The sequence below is a fragment of the Mesorhizobium sp. M0664 genome, from assembly GCF_040320565.1.
Lineage (GTDB): Bacteria > Pseudomonadota > Alphaproteobacteria > Rhizobiales > Rhizobiaceae > Mesorhizobium.
This window is the reverse complement of record NZ_JAMYPW010000042.1, coordinates 40,999-58,482: the sequence shown is the minus strand read 5'-3', so window position 1 is coordinate 58,482 and position 17,484 is coordinate 40,999. Positions and strand designations below refer to the sequence as shown.

Sequence of the window (17,484 nt, the reverse complement as noted above, 5' to 3'; positions counted from 1 at the left end):
ATTCACTCCTACCGCGCGATTCCCCTACTTCGCGACGGCTCGTCTTCTCGTCTTCGAGTATTCGCTTCAGGGAGACAGGCCTCCTGCCCTACTGCCCTACTGCCCTACTGCCCTACTGCCTGCCATTTTAGGGGCTTACATCCGGCAAAACTCTTCCCTATAAGGCCCTCCTAGCCTGATACCAGAATCGCGAGCACAACCGGCCGGGTCATCCCGTCCGGCTTTTTGTGCAAGCCGCCCGCCGAACGGACCCTCGACATGCCAAGACGCACCGACATCAAGTCGATCCTGATCATCGGGGCCGGCCCCATCGTCATCGGCCAGGCCTGCGAATTCGACTATTCCGGCACCCAGGCCTGCAAGGCGCTGAAGGAAGAGGGTTTTCGCGTTATCCTGGTCAATTCCAATCCGGCCACCATCATGACCGATCCGGAACTGGCCGACGCCACGTACATCGAGCCGATCACGCCCGAAGTGGTGGCCAAGATCATCGCCAAGGAGCGGCCGGACGCGCTGCTGCCGACCATGGGCGGCCAGACCGCGCTCAACACCGCTCTGTCGCTGCGCCGCATGGGCGTGCTCGACCGCTATCAGGTCGAGATGATCGGTGCCGACGCCACCGCAATCGACAAGGCCGAGGACCGCGCGCTGTTTCGCGAGGCGATGAACAAGATCGGCCTGGAAACGCCGAAGTCGATGCTGGCCAACGCAACCGACGTCAAGAACGCCGACCGCAAGACGCACGAGGCCGAGCGCGCCGCGCTGAAGGCCGAGAAGCCGGAAAATCTCGACGCCGCGCTCGATGCTCTGGAAACGCGCTGGAACCTCGGCGAAGGCGACCGCAAGCAGCGCTATATCAGCCATGCCATGGCGATTGCAGCACAAGCGCTCGACCATGTCGGCCTGCCCGCCATTATCCGCCCCTCCTTCACCATGGGCGGCACCGGCGGCGGCATCGCCTACAACCGCGCCGAATTCTTCGAGATCGTCCAGTCCGGCCTCGACGCCTCGCCGACCACCGAAGTGCTGATCGAGGAGAGCGTACTCGGCTGGAAGGAGTATGAGATGGAGGTTGTCCGTGACAAGGCCGACAATTGCATCATCGTCTGCTCGATCGAGAACATCGACCCGATGGGCGTGCATACGGGCGATTCGATCACCGTCGCCCCTGCGCTGACGCTGACCGACAAGGAATACCAGATGATGCGCAACGCCTCGATCGCGGTGCTGCGCGAGATCGGCGTCGAGACCGGCGGCTCCAACGTGCAGTTCGCCGTCAACCCGGCCGACGGCCGCCTGGTGGTGATCGAGATGAACCCGCGCGTCTCGCGCTCGTCGGCGCTGGCCTCCAAGGCGACCGGTTTTCCGATCGCCAAGATCGCCGCCAAGCTCGCCGTCGGCTACACGCTGGACGAGCTCGAGAATGACATCACCGGCGGAGCAACGCCGGCCTCGTTCGAGCCGAGCATCGACTATGTCGTCACAAAAATCCCGCGCTTCGCCTTCGAGAAGTTTCCCGGCGCCGAGCCGGTGCTGACCACCTCGATGAAGTCGGTCGGCGAGGTCATGGCCATCGGCCGCACTTTCCAGGAATCGCTGCAGAAGGCCTTGCGCGGGCTGGAGACCGGCCTGACCGGTCTGGACGAAATCGAGATTCCCGGCATCGGCCATGGGACGACAGCTGCCAGCCACGTCGACGACCGCAACGCCATCCGCGCCGCACTCGGCACGCCGACGCCGGACCGGCTGCGCATGGTGGCGCAAGCGATCCGCATGGGCACTTCGCTCGAAGACGTGCACGCGATGTGCAAGATCGACCCGTGGTTCCTCGAACAGATCGCCGGCATTCTCGACATGGAAGCCCGCATCCGCGAGCACGGCATCCCCGAGGACGCCGCCAATCTGCGCATGCTGAAGGCGATGGGTTTCTCCGATGCCCGCCTAGCATCCCTGGTCAGGAAGGATGTCGAAGAGATCCAGAAGATTCGCGAAAAACTCGACGTTCATCCGGTCTACAAGCGCATCGACACCTGCGCCGCCGAGTTCGCTTCGCCCACCGCCTACATGTACTCGACCTACGAGGTGCCGTTCGCAGGCGCGCTCGCCAACGAGGCGCAGGTCTCGTCGCGCAAGAAGGTGGTCATCCTCGGCGGCGGCCCCAACCGCATCGGCCAGGGCATCGAGTTCGACTACTGCTGCTGCCATGCCGCCTTTGCGCTGCGCGACGCCGGCTTCGAGGCGATCATGATCAACTGCAATCCCGAAACCGTCTCGACCGACTACGACACCTCCGACCGGCTCTATTTCGAGCCGCTGACGCCGGAGGACGTGCTGGAGATCCTGCGCGCCGAGCAGGCGTCCGGCGAGCTGGTCGGCGTCATCGTCCAGTTCGGTGGCCAGACGCCGCTGAAGCTCGCCGATGCGCTGGAGAAGGCCGGCATCCCGATCCTCGGCACCTCGCCCGACATGATCGATCTCGCCGAGGACCGCGACCGTTTCCAGAAGCTGTTGCACAAGCTTGGCCTCAGCCAGCCGAAGAACGGCATTGCCTATTCGGTCGAGCAGGCCCGCCTCGTCGCCGGCGAGCTCGGCTTCCCGTTGGTCGTGCGCCCGTCCTATGTGCTCGGCGGCCGCGCCATGCAGATCATCCACGACGAGAGCATGCTGCAATCCTATCTGCTCGACACCGTGCCCGGCCTGGTGCCGGAGGACATCAAGCAGAAATACCCCAACGACAAGACCGGCCAGATCAACACGCTGCTCGGCAAGAACCCGCTGCTGTTCGACACCTATCTCTCAGGCGCCATCGAAGTCGATGTCGATTGCCTTTGCGACGGCAGGTCGACCTACGTCTCCGGCATATTGGAGCACATCGAGGAGGCCGGCATCCATTCCGGCGACTCGGCCTGCTCGCTGCCGGTGCACTCGCTGCCATCGGAGCTTGTCGACGAGCTGGAGCGCCAGACGGCCGCACTCGCCCGCGCGCTCAATGTCGGCGGTCTGATGAACGTGCAGTATGCGATCAAGGACGGCACCGTCTATGTGCTCGAGGTCAACCCGCGCGCGTCGCGCACCGTGCCCTTCGTCGCCAAGACCATCGGGCGTCCCATTGCAAAGATCGCCGCCCGCATCATGGCCGGCGAAAGCCTGGAAGACGCCTTCGCCCACTACGGCGCCATGCCCGACCCGCGCAACCCCGGCCACATCGCCGTCAAGGAAGCGGTATTCCCGTTCGCCCGCTTCCCCGGCGTCGACATATTGCTCGGCCCGGAAATGCGCTCGACCGGCGAGGTCATGGGCCTCGACCGCGACTTCGCGCTGGCCTTCGCCAAGAGCCAGCTCGGGGCGGGTGTTGATCTCCCCCGCGCGGGCACGCTGTTCGTCTCGGTGCGCGACGAGGACAAGAAGGGCATCTTGCCGGCAGTCAAGCGCTTGGCCGGCCAGGGTTTTAAAGTGCTGGCCACCTCAGGCACCGCCCGCTTCCTCGCCGAAAACGGCGTCGCCGCCGAAAAGATAAACAAGGTGCTGGAAGGCCGCCCGCACATCGAGGACGCCATCCGGAACCGCCAGGTGCAGATCGTGTTCAACACCACGGACGGCCAGAAGGCGGTGTCGGACTCAAAATCGCTGCGCCGCGCCACGCTGATGCAGAAAGTGCCGTATTACACGACGCTCTCGGGCGCGGCTGCGGTGGCGGAGGCGATTGCAGCGTTGAGGGCTGGGAGTTTGGAAGTGCGGCCGCTGCAGGAGTACTTCGCGTAGGCGATTAGCCAATCTCCCTCCTTGTGGGGGCTGTCCCGCCGACGATGCTGCCGGCATATCGCCACGCTTACGCGCCGGCCAATCTTTCCTTCAGAGAAAGTTAAAACGCGACACCGGACAGGTATCTTGAAACACCTCGTTCCTAGAACGTGCCTGCGCAGCAAAAGGCATTGTCGAGTGGAATGCTCGCCACCGGAAGAGTTTTTTCTAATGGACCTTGCATGCCTTGCTTTTGTGAAGGACCTAACATCTCATACTTGGCAGAAGTCACACAAGCTGCCGCGATGTCGCTTCCCCTATGCGCCGTTCAGGAAAGGGAATGCTCTTATGGAACTCAAGCAGTTTGAGGTTAAGGGGCTCTTCAATTCTTACGATCATCTGGTCAGCTTTCCCACCACATCGGGTGTCGCGCAACAACCCGCGATCGTCATCATTCATGGGAGGAATGGCGTAGGAAAAACGACATTGCTCCGAATGTTGGACGGGATAATGCGGCTTGACTTCACAACATTCAGGAATGTTCCGTTTTCAGAAGCAAAACTAACCTTCGACAACAAAAGAGCACTTCAAGTAAAATCTGAAACCGCTGACGGCAAATTGAAGTATCTGAAAGTTTCGTATGGTAAATATCAGGCCATGTTAAACCCCAACCATTCAGGGGCGCTGACAGAGGAAGAGCAACTAGCTGTATCGAATTTTCGAGACGAATTTTTTAGAGATGTTGTGGGAATAGCTTTTGAGTACATTGACATTGAGCGGTTGAGTCGAATCAAAGAAGCGAGACTCTCTGAAGCGCAACTAGAGGCGCTTGCTATGCCAAGGGAATACTATTTCTCTCCGTCAGGTAAAATTGTCAGTAATGGACTGAATATAAAGTCGAAAAAGGTGCGCGATTCATCAATTAGCCTCGACAAGAGAGTAGCGGAATTCATAAACTCCGCCCAGATTAATTATCGACAGTTCTTTTCAAGCACGGAGCCAGACTTATTCCCAAAGATATTGGAAAAACTCAGCGGTCATGAAACTGTCGATATTGAGAAAGATAAACTAAAATCACAACTTAGATTCGTTATAGATCAAGATAAAATTACAGAAAGATTTGGTTTAGAGAGTGATAAATGGGACTATAGTCAAATCGTATCTAAGATAGATTTGCTTGACAATCATCCTGGTACAAAGCAAAATTCTTTAACAATTCTTTCAGTTTATGCTGAACATCTTGCATCGCGGGCGCAAGAAAGGAAGCTTGTCGCAGACCGGCTCCTCACCTTTGAAAAACTTCTCTCTGAATTCTTTGTTGGAAAAGAGGTCCGAATCGACAGCGTTGAGGGAATGAGAATTTCCACCGCAGGAAAGAAACCACTTAAGGAAAGTGACTTGAGCTCTGGTGAATATCATCTTCTTTATTTGATGGTTTCTGCTCTTGTTACAAAACAAAAGGGCACGATTTTGGCGATCGACGAACCCGAGATGTCAATGCACATAGCATGGCAGAGAAAATTGGTTTCTGCGTTAATCAGGTGTGCGTCTGGCGCCGAGCCGCTCTTCATCTTTGCCACTCACTCCCCCGACTTAGTATCTTCGTATCGTGAAGCCATGATTGACCTGGGGTGAGAATTCCGTGTTGAGACGTCAGATTGACGCATATCTAACTGCGGTGCAGATGGATCCTGAGCGCCGACATCTTTTTGTCGAGGGATACCGGAACCGGAACTTCCTAACGTGGCTTTGTGGAAATGAAATCCACTCTAATGTTAGCGTACTCCCAATAGACGCGATCGATTTCTCGGAGGCTGTGGATGGCGGGAACCGTGGGCGATTGGTCGAAATTGCACGGACGATCGAAGGTCAAACGGATGCGATAATGTTTTTCGCCGATGCGGATTACGATATCCTCCTCAAACGGAAACTCTTGTCTAACGTATTTTATACCGACAGAAGAGACATAGAGGGCTATATTTTTAGTGAGCGCTCTCTTGAGAAAATATTTGTTCTTTCGCTGAACACTGAAAAAAGTTCGACTAATTTTTTCAAACTCATTGTGAGTATATGCAAAAGGATAGCGTCGATCCGAATTTATTCCGAGGAAACCTCTTCCAGAATTGCATTTAAGAGCACCAGTCTAAAGAGATACATTACCAAAGACTCTATGTTTTTATTTAATCTGGAAGGATACACTAGGGCACTCCTTCAGAATTCAAATATCTCTCTGTCAAGGCTAGAATCAGTATTGTTAGGAGCAAAGAGTATTGAGGAAAGACTCGATGACCTCGACCACTACGAATACATTCACGGAAAAGATGTCATTTCTGTATTCGAGAGACTCCTTCATATCTTTGGTGTCAAGGACGGAGAGGCCGAAAGATTGCTTTGGGCTACAGTTGATCGTCCCGAATGCTGCCTTCATCCCCGACTCAAAGAGACTTTGAAATACATGAAGAAGATAATCTGAACGTCTATTGGTACGTCACGGGAACGACAGCTGCACGCCGGCGGGTCGATGCTGAAGTACTTTGCGTTGACCCGGTTGACCGAGTTTTAGAAGCCGGAATCGCGGGGCAGATTCGCTCCATCACCACGTCCTCCAGCGAGATGCCCGCCGCCGCCAGGGAATGCTTCAGCGCCTTCAGCGATTCCTCCGTCCGCGGCTCGACGTCGCAACGCACCATTTTGCACCTTGCCAACGCCAGTGCCGACACTCGGCTTAGCCGAGAAACCCAATAAACCGTCCGGCGAAAAGCACCGAAGTCCACAGCACCAGCGAAAGCACAGCCAGCACGGTCGCGGCCCCACCAGCCGGCTCATCACTGCCTTTTACGCGGCGCATGAAGACGAGGAAGTTGACCCCGGCAAGCAGGATGAGCGTCATCTTGGCGAGGAAGACCGGCATTGCCGCATATTCGCTCGCCCTTACTGAAAAGAGCAGCGACCCAGTGACTAGCGCACCAGCGAACGCGGCAAACGCGGTGCGGCGCAGCAGCGCGACGAACGCCGCTTGCGGCAGCGAGCGGAAGGCGCCCAGGATCCTGAGGTCCATGAGCCAGACGCTGGTCAGCAGCGCGCCGATCGACATGATGTGCAGCGCGTTGACGATGGGGTAGGCGACGAAGGAGGCCTTCAGTCCCCGCGCGAAGGCGAGTTGCTCGATGTCGGCAAAAAACCCGTCCATTCAGGCCGGCGGCACGCGGTCGGGATAGACGTCGTAGGTCTTGCCGCCGACGATGATGCGGGCCGCCTTCATGCGCTTTTCGCTCTCGTCGCGCGAGCGGTTGCCGATCGCGGTCACCTCGTCGCCGATCTTGGCGACCTCCTCGGTGAAGCCGGCGGCGATCGTGCGCGACGGCGTCGCCATCTCCACCCGCCAGGCCTCTCCCTCGGCGTCGACATCCAGCGTGGCATGCGGGTTGCCGATATAGATCGCCGTGATCCTGCCTTTGAGTTCGAAAAACCCGTCCTGCGTCCACGACCAGCCGTGATGGGCATAGGCCGCACTGACGGCGGCAAGGATCACCGCCGCTGCCAGCGTGACGCTCCGGTTGAAAGGTGACAGCATCGCTCGTCTCCTCGGTTCCGGCATTAGAGGGTAGGTCAGCGCGCCGCAGCGTCAAATCACATGAGGTGTGCGCTGCCCCTCATTGCCCTGCCGGGCATTTCTCCCCGTATAGTGACGGGGAGAAAGGTGCCTTCGCCGACGGTTTCGCCAATCTCCGGCGTGGCAGAGGGCGTGCCGGCGTTGCGGCAGCCCCTTCTACCCGTCCTATACGGGGAGAAGGTGGCGGCAGCCGGATGAGGGGCGGCGCCGACTTCGCCAATTGGCGATCAGCCTCGCTGAAGGGAACTTATGCTCACGCCGCCCAATCGACCTCGACCATCCCCAGCCGCTGATAGAGCCTGACCGCAGCCGCGTTCTCGACGGTATTGGTCTTGAGATCGACATGCGCAGCACCCCTTGCCTGAAACACGGCAAACGCGTGCCGCATCAGCGCCTCGGCGATGCCGTTGCCGCGCGCCTCCGGGTGGACGGCAAGATCCTTGACGAAAGCCCGCGTCCAGCAGAGCGCCGCGCCCGCCAGCCGGCCCTTGCCGTCAATGACCAGGAAACACAAAGCTGGGTCGAATTCCGCGTCGGCCGAAATGCGTGGCCACCATTCGTCGAACGGCCCGTCGGCGCCGTCGTCGAACACCGCGGTCAACAGCGTATGCAAAGCGAGTGCATCGGCGGCTTCGAAGCCGCGCATGAAAAAACCTTCGGGCCAGCGCGGCGCCAGAAGTGTGTCGTCGAGGATCTTGCGCAGGCGGATGTCGTTTGGCGCCGGCGGGCGCGGCTCAGGCATCGGGCTGCATGCGGCGGCGCAGGCTGTCGCTGCCGAGCCCGGTTTCGCCGAGCATCCCCTTGCGCTTGGCGTCGTAATAATAGCCGCTCTGGTAGAGCCGGTCGGCGCGCTTGGGGTTGCCGCCTGAGACCAGCCAGGCGCCGCGCAGATATTTCACCGCATATTTCAGATTGGTCTCGGCGTCGAACAGGCCGCTTGCCGGCCCGTCATAGCCCATGCCGCGCGCCGTCGCGTGCTTGATCTGCATCAGCCCCCAATGGCCGTGATTGTAGGCTTTCGGGTTGAAGGTGCTCTCGCGGTTGACGACATGGCGCACCAGATCGACCGGCACCTGGTAAAGCGCGGAATATTTCTCGATCAGCCGCTCGATCTCGCTGCGGCCGCCGGCGTTGGACTGACCCTCGGCGGGGTCGGTCGCGGCCAGAGCGGCCGGGTCCTGCGGCAGCGTGTAGGAAACCGGCTGAACGCCGGGCATGGCCTCGGTCTGTTGGCTGACCGGCATGGCGACGGCCGGCGTCGCGGTAACAGGCTGGGCATTGGCGGTCATGACGGCGGGGGTAGTTGCCGCCAGCGGCGTCGGCCCGGCAAAGGCGGCGGCCGGCTCGATCGGCAGCGCAGCCGTCTGGGCGACGCCGGACGGCTCCGGCAAGACCGAAACCGTGTCGGGCAGCGCGAGCGTAAAGCCGGCATCGGTATTGACCGTATTTTCGGTGAAGGCCGGCGTCGGGGTCGCCGGCGAAGTCGAGGTGCAACCGCTGAGAGCGGCCACGGCCAACACCGCCGCAAGGACGGGAAAGAGGAATTTTGCTGGCAAGCGGCGCTCGGGTCCGGTTCGTCGGGTGTTAAGAAGTCCTTACACCAGCATCTTTCCTCGGGCAATCCGCGGTAGCCGGCGGTTTCCGGGTGGCGAGCCGGGCCGCGAAATGCGATATTGTTCTGGATTTGTACTTCGAAGGATTCCGGAAAGGAGCACGCCATGGACGCCTCTCATGCCACCGCCGGCCACGCGGTCTTCGAAACCGTGCTCGGCTTCATGGGTATCGCCTGGAGCGAAGCCGGGCTGACCCGGCTCTGCCTGCCGCAGCGCAATCGCGACGCGGTCGACCGCCGGCTGCTGCGCCATGCCGCCGCCGACCAAGCAGCGAAGCCCGAGCCGCAATGGGTTGCCGAGCTGATCGCGTCGATCAAGGCCTATGCCGCCGGCGAGGATATCGATTTCTCCGGCGTGCCGGTCGATCTCAGCGGCGTCGACGAGTTCCGCCAGGCGATCTATGACGCGGCGCGAAAACTCGCCTTCGGCGAAACCACCACCTATGGCGAACTGGCCAAGCGCGCCGGCCATGCCGGGCTGGCGCGCGAAACCGGTGCCGCACTCGGCGCCAACCCGGTGCCGCTGGTCATCCCTTGCCATCGCATCCTTGCCGCCGGCGGCAAGATCGGCGGATTTTCCGCGCCCGGCGGCTCGGCCACCAAGGAAAAGATGCTGGCCATGGAAGGCGTGCGCGTCGGCCCGCCGCCGCCGGCGCAGGTGTCGTTCGGGTTTTAGTGGTGCTGATATTCAGGCGAGGCCGGCACCCGGCGCACCATTTCGTCCCACTCTAATCCGGAAGCAGGCGCCGGCGAAAACGCCGGTCGATCTCCACCCGCTTGCATTTGTAGACGGTGCAGGAATTCGTGTCGGCGCTCGGCACCGAGGCCCGCGCCCTGACCTCGCCGATGTCGCAGAATTGCTGGCTGCGCACGTAGCGGTCATAGAGCGCCAGCCCCGGCACGCGCGCCGATCTGTAGCGCAGGATGACCGCGCCCTCGCGCGCGATCGTCGCCTGCACCTTGCCGCAGCTCATGCGGGTCGGGTCGTAGCGCGAGACCGCCTGCGCCTCGGCGGCCACCAGCGTCAGGCAAGCGGCAAGCAGAACGATTTTCATGTCCCTCTCCCCAAAACCCGTGCCCGAAGCTGTCGCGATCCTCCCGCGTCAGGCGCGCAGCGACGACGCTCTCACGCGATTGGGGCGGCCGTTGGGCAGCGTTGCCGCCGCGCCATTTTCCGCCCCGTCTTGTTTTTTGCGCGAAGGCATATTATATGCGGTCCATTGATATTTCGGCCGATCGATCCGGGCCTCGCGATATTCGCGTTTGCTGACGTTCTATCTCCAAAATCTCGATACAAACCGGCTGGGTTTCGGCCCAGTCAAACTAAAGCAAACGTAAAGGACTATCGAAATGGCAACAGGTACGGTCAAGTGGTTTAATTCCACCAAGGGTTTCGGCTTCATTCAGCCTGACAGCGGCGGCGCGGACGTTTTCGTTCACATCTCCGCAGTCGAGCGTGCTGGACTGTCGACCTTGGTCGAAGGCCAGAAGATCAACTTCGAGATCGAGCAGGACCGCCGCACTGGCAAGTCGTCCGCTGGATCTCTGAGCAAGGCAGCCTGATTTTGCGAATGGCGCGCGCCGGGCGACAGCCCGGGGCCCGCGGCAAGTCACGGATGTACTGGCGGTCGCGCGAGAAGCGCGCCGGAGCGAAAGACCCCGACAAGCCGAAGCAGCAGATTGCTGCCGGCCCGGCCAAAACGCTCCCGATCAGGCTACCAAGCATGGGAAGGCGGGATTTTGTCCCGCCTTTTTGCTGTCTGGATTCCAGTGAACCGCTGCCTTGGGCCTATAGTCCCACTTTGTGGTGTTTTTGGCCCAATGTGGTACTATTAATTCATGAGCAAGCTTGAACAGATTGAGAAATCCGTTGCCGAACTAAGCCCCGAAGAGCTGAGAGCGTTTGCCGCATGGTTCGAGGCGCTGCAGGCCGACATGTGGGACCGGCAGATCGAAGCCGACGCCAAGGGCGGCAGGCTGGACAAGCTTGCCGAGCAGGCCTTGGCTGATCATCGCGCCGGCCGGACCCGGCCTCTGTGAATCATTTTGCTACTCCCTCGTTTTGGGAGGCCTACGCAAAACTGCCCTCGTTAATCAGAGCAAAGGCGAACAGACGTTTCGCCAAACTGAATTCTGACCCGTTCCACCCGTCGTTGCATTTCAAACAGGTCGGGCGCTACTGGTCGGCGCGGGTTGATATCAACTACCGCGCCGTGGCTGTTCGCGACCACGATGACGTGGTCTGGTTCTGGATAGGCACCCATTCCGAATATGATCGCCTGCTGAAATAGCCGCGCGACCATTCACGTCATCGGCCGAGGGCCGCAAGCCCGACCTCCGGAGCGAGCCGCGAAGCGCCGAGAAGCGTGACTAAGGCAGCCACTCCAGCGGCACGTGCCCCGGATCGGCCTCGACCCTTTTCAGCCAGGCGGCAACCGCCGGATAGGCGTCGAGCTGAAACCCGCCCGTCTCGGCCGTATGCGTATAGGCATAGAGCGCGATGTCGGCGACGCTGAGCGCATTGCCGGCGAAGAAGCTGCTCCCGGCCAGGTGCTTGTCCATGACGCCGAGCGCCTTGTTGCCGCGCTCCAGCGTCAGGGCCAGCCGCTCCGGCGTCGCATCCTTGGCTCTTTCAGGGAAGGTCAGCAGCGCCCTGCGCACGGCGATATAGGGCTCATGGCTGTATTGCTCGAAGAACAGCCACTGATAGGCCAGCGCGCGTTCGTATCTGTCCGCCGGCAGAAACCGCGTGCCTTCGGCGAGATAGAGCAGGATGGCATTGGATTCGGCCAGCCGGCGGCCGTCGTCGAGTTCGAGCAGCGGCACCATGGCGTTCGGGTTTTTCGCGACATAGTCGGGCTTGCGCGTGTCGCCGGTGTGCGAGCTGACCTCGACATTGGTGAAAGCGATGCCGAGCTTGGCCATCAACAGGCGCGGCTTGTAGCAATTGCCGCTGTCGATCATTCCATAGAGTATCATCGGTGCTCCCCCTTGCTCGCAACCACCCGTCTCAGGGCTTGATCCAGCCTCTATCGCGGCAGCGGCGGCTTCATCCAGTGATTTGTTTTGGCGTAACCATCAGCGCCGCTGATGCATTTCAGGATATATCGAGATTCAAGTCAGGCCGAGCCGAGAAGGGTGGGTTCCGAGAACCGGAGCGGAGCGTACTTTGGGTACGTGAGCACCGGAAGCGCAGGAAACCGCCGTTCGCAGGCCGGCATCACTTGAATCTCGACATATCCTAGCCGAATAGGGGGATGACGTTGTTGTCCCTGCCAAGCAGCCTGTCGATCGACAGCGGCTCCTCGTCGAACAGCGTACCGGCCAGCGCCGGCCGGGCAAGGTAAAAGCCCTGCAGCAGGTCGACGCCGCCATCCAGCGCGACGCGCAGATGCGTGGCGTTCTCGACGCCTTCGACCAGCACCTTGGCGCCACGGTCGTGCAGCGTCGAAACCAGCGGCCGGAAAAACCGCTCGGCGGCGGCATGGCGGCAGAATTCTGCGAACCAGGTGCCGTCGATCTTGACGATGTCGGGCTGCACCAGCGCTACCCTTTCTTCGGTCGAATGCCCGGTGCCGAAATCGTCGATGGCGATGCGGACGCCGTCGCGCCGCATCTCGCGCGCCAGGCTGACAAGCACCTTGTCGCCGGCCGCCTGCTCGGTGATCTCGCAGACCAGCATGCCGGGATGCAGGCCGAAATCCGCCAGATGCCTGGTCATCAGCCTGATTTCGGCCAGCGCCCGTGCGGGGTCATCGTTGATCAGCGGATTGTAATTGAAGAACAGGTCGAGCCCGTCGACGCCGATGTTGCGGAAGTTGCGCAAATGCAGCACCCGGCACATGGTTTCGACAAACAGCCGATCCGCTGCCGGCACACCTTCGAAGAAGATTTGCGGCGCCACCGGCCTGCCTGCGCGGTGCGGCTCGATCAGTCCCTCGACCGCGACGGCGGCGAGAAACCTGCCGCGCGGCGCGAAGACCGGCTGGTAGGCGCTCCTCAGCCGGAATGCGCCGTAGACGCCATATTCGATGCCGACCTCGTCGGCAAAGATCGCTTCGCCGACCTTGCGCCGCATGTCGGCCCGCCCGGTCACGATGCCACCCTGCGCCCGAAAGCCCGCATCGGCCGCCGCGAGGTCGAAACGGCCGTGGGCACTTTGTCCTTATCGGGCGACACCGCTGATGCCTGCCCGGCTTTGTCGAAGACGTGAAAGCTGGTCGGTGCAAGCTCCGGGCGTGCCAGCACGAAGCCTTGCACCATCGAGGCGCCCGACTTTTCGGCAAGCTCGAGCTGCCAGCCCGTCTCGATGCCCTCGAATACCGTACGGATGCCTTGCTCTTCGAAGCTGGTCACCATAGCGGTCAGCAAGGCGAAGCCGGCACCGGATTCCATCAGCGTCATGATCCAGTCGGCGTCGAACTTGACGATGTCTGGCCTGAGTTCCTTGATGCGATTGATGTCGGATTCGTCGGCGCCGTAATCGTCGACGGCAATGCGCAAACCATTGCCCCTGAGCGCCTCGACGAAATTGTAGAGCGTTTCCTGCGACGCCGATTTCTGTTCGGTGACCTCGCAGACGACGCGGTGCGGATCGATGTCGGCCTCGTGCAGCACCAGCCGCATTTCGCGCAGCGCCTTGTCGGCGATGCTGCGGTCGGTGAACACCGATGGATCGAAATTGATGAAGATGGAGGCGTCTCGCGGCAGGCAGGCGCCGGCGTTCAGAAGGTGCAGCGTCCGTGTCAGCGCCTCGATATGCAGGCGGTCGACCGCCGGACAGCTGTTGAAGAAACTCATTGGCGGCTGCGGCTCGCCTTCGCGGAACGGCCGGATCAGCCCCTCGAACGCGACGACGGAAAGCTTGCCCTTGTTGAAGGCGAAGATCGGCTGGAACGCGCTTTGCAGCGTATAGACCCCCCAGACACCGCTGGCGGTGCCGTCATCATGGCGGATGATATGGGCAAGCCCGATGCTGCGTGTCACGGTTCCTCGCTATGCGAGACTGGCGGACCGGCCCGGTCCTGCCGTTCAAGCTTTTACCGATCGTTGATGAATTTATTGTTGCCAGCATTGCGCGCTGGCTCATTCGACAATGCCTGCGCTGGGCTTGCGCTTGACCAGATGATGCGACATGAGAGGCGCCGCGGCGCCTTCGCCCGCCGGTCCTTTCTGGAGATATCTGTCATGGCCTTTCTTGCCGACGTCCTTTCCCGCGTAAAGCCTTCCGCGACCATCGCGGTGACGCAGAAGGCGCGCGAGCTGAAAAACGCCGGCCGCGACGTGATCGGGCTGGGCGCCGGCGAACCGGACTTCGACACCCCCGACAACATCAAGAACGCCGCGATCGAGGCCATCCGCCGAGGCGAGACGAAATATCCGCCGGTATCCGGCATCGTGCCGCTGCGCGATGCGATCGCGAAAAAATTCAAGCGCGAGAACAATCTCGACTACCGGCCGGAGCAGACCATCGTCGGCACCGGCGGCAAGCAGATCCTGTTCAACGCTTTCATGGCGACGCTGAACCCCGGCGACGAGGTGATCATCCCGCGGCCCTACTGGGTGAGCTATCCCGAAATGGTGGCGATCTGCGGCGGCACCTCGGCCTTTGCCGACACCTCCATCGACAACGGCTTCAAGCTGACGGCGACCGTGCTGGAAAAGGCGATCACGCCGCGCACCAAATGGCTGTTGATGAACTCGCCGTCTAACCCCTCGGGCGCCGCCTATACCGAGGCGGAGCTCAAGGGCCTGGCCGACGTGCTGTTGAAGCACCCGCATGTCTGGGTGCTGACCGACGACATGTACGAGCACCTGACTTATGGCGACTTCGTCTTCAAGACCATCGCCGAGGTCGAGCCGAAGCTCTATGAGCGCACGCTGACGATGAACGGCGTGTCAAAGGCCTATGCCATGACCGGCTGGCGCATCGGCTACGCGGCAGGCCCGGTGCCGCTGATCAAGGCGATGGACATGATCCAGGGCCAGCAGACCTCCGGCGCCTGCACCATCGCCCAATGGGCGGCGGTCGAAGCGCTGAACGGCCCGCAGGATTTCATCCCGAAGAACAAGGCGATCTTCCAGGGCCGGCGCGATCTCGTCGTCTCGATGCTCAACCAGGCGCGCGGCATCACCTGCCCGTCGCCGGAGGGTGCGTTCTACGTCTATCCCTCCTGTGCCCAGCTGATCGGCAGGAGGACCAAGAACGGCAAGGTGATCGACAGCGACGAAACCTTCTGCTCCGAACTGCTCGAGGCCGAGGGCGTGGCGGTTGTTTTCGGCTCGGCCTTTGGCCTCGGCCCGAACTTCCGCATCTCCTACGCCACGTCGGAGGCTCTGCTCGAAGAGGCCTGCACGCGCATCCAGCGCTTTACCGCCGCGCTGGTCTGAGACGTTTCAGCCGCCATACTGCTCGTCGTTCACCTTCTCCAGCCAATCGACATGCGCATCCTCGAGCGCCTCCTGCATGGCGATGTGGGTCATCGCCGATTTGGGCGCGGCGCCGTGCCAGTGCTTTTCACCGGCCGCAAAGGAGATGACGTCGCCGGCCCTGATCTCCTGCAGCGGCCCGCCCCAGCTTTGCACGAGACCGGCACCGGATGTGACATATAGCGTCTGGCCGAGCGGATGCGTGTGCCAGTGGGTGCGGGCGCCGGGCTCGAAGCTGACCAGCGTGGCTCTGAGCCGCGCCGGCGCCTCTTTCTCGATGATCGGCGTCTGCAAAACCCGGCCAGTGAAGTATTTTTCCGGCGCAACAATCGTCGGCACGCTGCCGCAGGCAATGATCTTCATCGTCGCAAATCCTCGATTCAATCCAGTGGCTTAGACCCTACCACTTTCGTCCGATGCCGGCTGCATCTCCTGCCGGCTGCGGGCAAAACGCGGCCAGAACAGACCGGTCCGCGTGCGGTAAGCGTCGTAGGCATCGGCCAACCTTGTCCGCGAAAATTTTCGCTCTTCGTCCAAGGCCGCGATCACGTAGATCGTAACGATGCCGGCGACCGGCACCACCGCCCAGACCGACCAGGTCGCGATACCCCATCCGACCCAGAAGATGATGTAGGACGTGTAGAACGGATGCCGGACATGGAGATAAGGGCCTTCGGTCACCAGGCTGTCGGGATTGTCGGGATCGAATGCGAACCGCAGCCCCGCCTTGCGGGAGACCGAGATCGCCCACCAGAACAGCGCCGAGCTTGCCAGTTCGATGGCGAGCCCGCCGATCTTCGCCGCCACCGGCTGCCGCTCGATCCACAGCAGCGCAAGAAAGAACAGCGCCGTGCCGACCACGACGGCCGAAATGATCATCGCGCCTTGAGACATGGTCGGCGACTGGAAATGCGCGCGCATCGACCAGGCATATTGGCCGAGCGTCGCGATGCTGCTGATCGAGACGAGAAGGTCGAGTGTGGATTCCATCATCAGGCTCCGGGGGTTAGCTGTGGTGGATTCGTTCATCATACCCGGCAGAAACCCAGAAATCATTTCTTAACCACCGTTCTAAACAACATGGTGACCTCGGCATGCGATGTTGACCTGGAGACAATCCCAAGGTCCAAATCAGATATGGCCGTTTCCCACCGCACGATCCGCACGCCGCAAGCGGATTTGCGCCTCAGCCAGTCGTCGGGACCCGGCATCCCGCTTGTCCTGATCCACGGCTCGGGCAGTTCGCGCGCCGTATTCGCCCGCCAGTTCGACAGCCCGTTGGCCGCTGCCCATCGGTTGATTGCTTTCGACCTGCCCGGCCATGGCGAATCGTCGGACGCCCGCGATCCGGCGACGGACTACACCATCGCCGGCCTTGCCCAATCGGCGGCCCAGCTCCTCGATGCCTTGGGCATCGGCCGCGCCGTCGTCTTCGGCTGGTCGCTTGGCGGGCACGTGGCAATCGAACTCGCGAGTTTTCACCGCGCCGTCGGCGGGCTGATGCTGACCGGCGCGCCGCCGGTATCGAAGGGTCCTTTCGGCATGCTGCGCGGCTTCCACGCGCATTGGGACATGCTGCTGGCATCCAAAAAGACGTATTCCGAACGCGATGCCGAGCGCTTCGAGACGCTGTGTTTCGGCGACACCGCCGATCCGTCCTTTCGCCAAGCCATCCTGCGCACCGACGGCCGGCTGCGCGCCGCGGTGACGCGCGGCATGCTCACCGGCAAGGGTGCCGACCAGAGACAGGTGGTCGAGCAAGCCGCGTTTCCGGTCGCCGTCGTCAATGGCGAGAACGATCCGTTCGTCCGGCTCGGCTATTTTGAGACGCTCGCCTACGGCTCGCTGTGGGAGCATTGCCACATCGTCTCCGGCGCCGGGCATGCGCCTTTCTGGGAGCGTGCGGACCTGTTCAATCCGTTGCTCGCGCGCTTTGCCGAGACGGTGGCGGTGCAGCGCGTGGACGCACCCCCGCTGGCGTCGCGCCTGACCGGCACCGGCTGAACCGGCCCAACTTCAAATCCCTTCAACTTCAAATCCCTTGCCCTCCCGGCCTGCCCGTGGGACGATGCCCTTTGGGTAGGTGGCA

General features: G+C 61.3%; 19 protein-coding genes. 9 read left to right on the top strand and 10 right to left on the bottom strand.

Annotated elements, in window-relative coordinates; translation table 11 throughout:
• Window positions 1-258 precede the first annotated feature (258 nt).
• The 3 genes from carB to NKI39_RS27010 all read left to right on the top strand — a co-directional run bounded on the left by carB (window position 259) and on the right by NKI39_RS27010 (window position 6,214).
• Entirely contained in the window at window positions 259-3,762 is a 3,504-nt protein-coding gene (gene carB, locus NKI39_RS27020) for a carbamoyl-phosphate synthase large subunit (RefSeq protein ID WP_352816149.1), read from the top strand.
• 327 nt (window positions 3,763-4,089) lie between these two features.
• On the top strand, window positions 4,090-5,376 hold the full coding sequence (locus NKI39_RS27015) for an AAA family ATPase (protein WP_352835662.1): 1,287 nt from the start codon (window positions 4,090-4,092) through the stop codon (window positions 5,374-5,376).
• 10 nt (window positions 5,377-5,386) lie between these two features.
• The gene (locus tag NKI39_RS27010; RefSeq protein WP_352835659.1) at window positions 5,387-6,214 is read left to right on the top strand and encodes a DUF4435 domain-containing protein; all 828 of its coding nucleotides are present in this window, start codon (window positions 5,387-5,389) and stop codon (window positions 6,212-6,214) included.
• 252 nt (window positions 6,215-6,466) lie between these two features.
• On the opposite strand, the gene NKI39_RS27005 is transcribed toward NKI39_RS27010, so the two are convergent.
• From NKI39_RS27005 to NKI39_RS26990, 4 genes are all read right to left on the bottom strand, one after another.
• Complete coding sequence (locus tag NKI39_RS27005) at window positions 6,467-6,931, bottom strand: DUF6644 family protein (RefSeq protein WP_352835656.1); 465 nt, start codon at window positions 6,929-6,931, stop codon at window positions 6,467-6,469.
• Window positions 6,932-7,315, bottom strand: a complete 384-nt coding sequence (locus tag NKI39_RS27000) for a DUF6152 family protein (RefSeq protein ID WP_352835654.1) — start codon at window positions 7,313-7,315, stop codon at window positions 6,932-6,934.
• A 292-nt stretch (window positions 7,316-7,607) separates the two neighbouring features.
• Window positions 7,608-8,096: a GNAT family N-acetyltransferase gene (locus NKI39_RS26995; protein WP_352835652.1), complete on the bottom strand. Its 489-nt coding sequence runs from the start codon at window positions 8,094-8,096 to the stop codon at window positions 7,608-7,610.
• Window positions 8,089-8,865, bottom strand: coding sequence for a transglycosylase SLT domain-containing protein (locus tag NKI39_RS26990; protein WP_352835649.1), 777 nt, complete (start codon window positions 8,863-8,865; stop codon window positions 8,089-8,091). The genes NKI39_RS26995 and NKI39_RS26990 overlap by 8 nt, the downstream gene beginning before the upstream one ends.
• A gap of 207 nt (window positions 8,866-9,072) precedes the next feature.
• On the opposite strand from NKI39_RS26990, the gene NKI39_RS26985 reads away from it, so the two are divergent.
• Window positions 9,073-9,642 carry a methylated-DNA--[protein]-cysteine S-methyltransferase gene (locus NKI39_RS26985; protein ID WP_352835646.1) on the top strand — a complete coding sequence of 190 codons (570 nt, stop codon included), beginning with the start codon at window positions 9,073-9,075 and terminating at the stop codon, window positions 9,640-9,642.
• Window positions 9,643-9,694: 52 nt separating this feature from the next.
• Here NKI39_RS26985 and NKI39_RS26980 read toward each other — a convergent pair whose 3' ends face one another.
• Window positions 9,695-10,021 carry a hypothetical protein gene (locus tag NKI39_RS26980; protein WP_023719370.1) on the bottom strand — a complete coding sequence of 109 codons (327 nt, stop codon included), beginning with the start codon at window positions 10,019-10,021 and terminating at the stop codon, window positions 9,695-9,697.
• Window positions 10,022-10,316: 295 nt separating this feature from the next.
• Here NKI39_RS26980 and NKI39_RS26975 point away from each other — a divergent pair, with 295 nt between their 5' ends.
• The 3 genes from NKI39_RS26975 to NKI39_RS26965 all read left to right on the top strand — a co-directional run bounded on the left by NKI39_RS26975 (window position 10,317) and on the right by NKI39_RS26965 (window position 11,257).
• On the top strand, window positions 10,317-10,529 hold the full coding sequence (locus tag NKI39_RS26975; RefSeq protein ID WP_023678332.1) for a cold-shock protein: 213 nt from the start codon (window positions 10,317-10,319) through the stop codon (window positions 10,527-10,529).
• Window positions 10,530-10,805: 276 nt separating this feature from the next.
• The gene (locus NKI39_RS26970) at window positions 10,806-11,006 is read left to right on the top strand and encodes a hypothetical protein (protein ID WP_352475039.1); all 201 of its coding nucleotides are present in this window, start codon (window positions 10,806-10,808) and stop codon (window positions 11,004-11,006) included.
• The gene (locus NKI39_RS26965) at window positions 11,003-11,257 is read left to right on the top strand and encodes a type II toxin-antitoxin system RelE family toxin (protein ID WP_352616729.1); all 255 of its coding nucleotides are present in this window, start codon (window positions 11,003-11,005) and stop codon (window positions 11,255-11,257) included. The genes NKI39_RS26970 and NKI39_RS26965 overlap by 4 nt, the downstream gene beginning before the upstream one ends.
• A gap of 79 nt (window positions 11,258-11,336) precedes the next feature.
• Here NKI39_RS26965 and NKI39_RS26960 read toward each other — a convergent pair whose 3' ends face one another.
• From NKI39_RS26960 to NKI39_RS26950, 3 genes are all read right to left on the bottom strand, one after another.
• Window positions 11,337-11,945, bottom strand: coding sequence for a glutathione S-transferase family protein (locus tag NKI39_RS26960; RefSeq protein WP_352646486.1), 609 nt, complete (start codon window positions 11,943-11,945; stop codon window positions 11,337-11,339).
• A 262-nt stretch (window positions 11,946-12,207) separates the two neighbouring features.
• Window positions 12,208-13,062 (bottom strand): EAL domain-containing protein, encoded by an 855-nt coding sequence (locus tag NKI39_RS26955; protein WP_023678335.1) that lies wholly within the window; start codon window positions 13,060-13,062, stop codon window positions 12,208-12,210.
• Window positions 13,059-13,952: an EAL domain-containing protein gene (locus tag NKI39_RS26950; protein WP_352541073.1), complete on the bottom strand. Its 894-nt coding sequence runs from the start codon at window positions 13,950-13,952 to the stop codon at window positions 13,059-13,061. The genes NKI39_RS26955 and NKI39_RS26950 overlap by 4 nt, the downstream gene beginning before the upstream one ends.
• 201 nt (window positions 13,953-14,153) lie before the next feature.
• Here NKI39_RS26950 and NKI39_RS26945 point away from each other — a divergent pair, with 201 nt between their 5' ends.
• Window positions 14,154-15,356, top strand: a complete 1,203-nt coding sequence (locus tag NKI39_RS26945; RefSeq protein WP_352772949.1) for a pyridoxal phosphate-dependent aminotransferase — start codon at window positions 14,154-14,156, stop codon at window positions 15,354-15,356.
• Between the two features lie 6 nt (window positions 15,357-15,362).
• Here NKI39_RS26945 and NKI39_RS26940 read toward each other — a convergent pair whose 3' ends face one another.
• Window positions 15,363-15,758 carry a (R)-mandelonitrile lyase gene (locus NKI39_RS26940; RefSeq protein ID WP_352772946.1) on the bottom strand — a complete coding sequence of 132 codons (396 nt, stop codon included), beginning with the start codon at window positions 15,756-15,758 and terminating at the stop codon, window positions 15,363-15,365.
• A 30-nt stretch (window positions 15,759-15,788) separates the two neighbouring features.
• Window positions 15,789-16,388 (bottom strand): methyltransferase family protein, encoded by a 600-nt coding sequence (locus tag NKI39_RS26935; RefSeq protein ID WP_352683827.1) that lies wholly within the window; start codon window positions 16,386-16,388, stop codon window positions 15,789-15,791.
• 144 nt (window positions 16,389-16,532) lie between these two features.
• On the opposite strand from NKI39_RS26935, the gene NKI39_RS26930 reads away from it, so the two are divergent.
• Entirely contained in the window at window positions 16,533-17,399 is an 867-nt protein-coding gene (locus NKI39_RS26930; RefSeq protein ID WP_352835642.1) for an alpha/beta fold hydrolase, read from the top strand.
• The last annotated feature ends 85 nt before the right edge of the window (window positions 17,400-17,484 follow it).

Coding starts and splice junctions, on each gene's coding strand:
- carB (WP_352816149.1), top strand. CDS start 259: ATGCCAAGACGCACCGACATCAAGTCGATCCTGATCATCGGGGCCGGC.
- NKI39_RS27015 (WP_352835662.1), top strand. CDS start 4,090: ATGGAACTCAAGCAGTTTGAGGTTAAGGGGCTCTTCAATTCTTACGAT.
- NKI39_RS27005 (WP_352835656.1), bottom strand. CDS start 6,931: ATGGACGGGTTTTTTGCCGACATCGAGCAACTCGCCTTCGCGCGGGGA.
- NKI39_RS27000 (WP_352835654.1), bottom strand. CDS start 7,315: ATGCTGTCACCTTTCAACCGGAGCGTCACGCTGGCAGCGGCGGTGATC.
- NKI39_RS26995 (WP_352835652.1), bottom strand. CDS start 8,096: ATGCCTGAGCCGCGCCCGCCGGCGCCAAACGACATCCGCCTGCGCAAG.
- NKI39_RS26985 (WP_352835646.1), top strand. CDS start 9,073: ATGGACGCCTCTCATGCCACCGCCGGCCACGCGGTCTTCGAAACCGTG.
- NKI39_RS26980 (WP_023719370.1), bottom strand. CDS start 10,021: ATGAAAATCGTTCTGCTTGCCGCTTGCCTGACGCTGGTGGCCGCCGAG.
- NKI39_RS26975 (WP_023678332.1), top strand. CDS start 10,317: ATGGCAACAGGTACGGTCAAGTGGTTTAATTCCACCAAGGGTTTCGGC.
- NKI39_RS26970 (WP_352475039.1), top strand. CDS start 10,806: ATGAGCAAGCTTGAACAGATTGAGAAATCCGTTGCCGAACTAAGCCCC.
- NKI39_RS26960 (WP_352646486.1), bottom strand. CDS start 11,945: ATGATACTCTATGGAATGATCGACAGCGGCAATTGCTACAAGCCGCGC.
- NKI39_RS26945 (WP_352772949.1), top strand. CDS start 14,154: ATGGCCTTTCTTGCCGACGTCCTTTCCCGCGTAAAGCCTTCCGCGACC.
- NKI39_RS26940 (WP_352772946.1), bottom strand. CDS start 15,758: ATGAAGATCATTGCCTGCGGCAGCGTGCCGACGATTGTTGCGCCGGAA.
- NKI39_RS26935 (WP_352683827.1), bottom strand. CDS start 16,388: ATGATGGAATCCACACTCGACCTTCTCGTCTCGATCAGCAGCATCGCG.
- NKI39_RS26930 (WP_352835642.1), top strand. CDS start 16,533: ATGGCCGTTTCCCACCGCACGATCCGCACGCCGCAAGCGGATTTGCGC.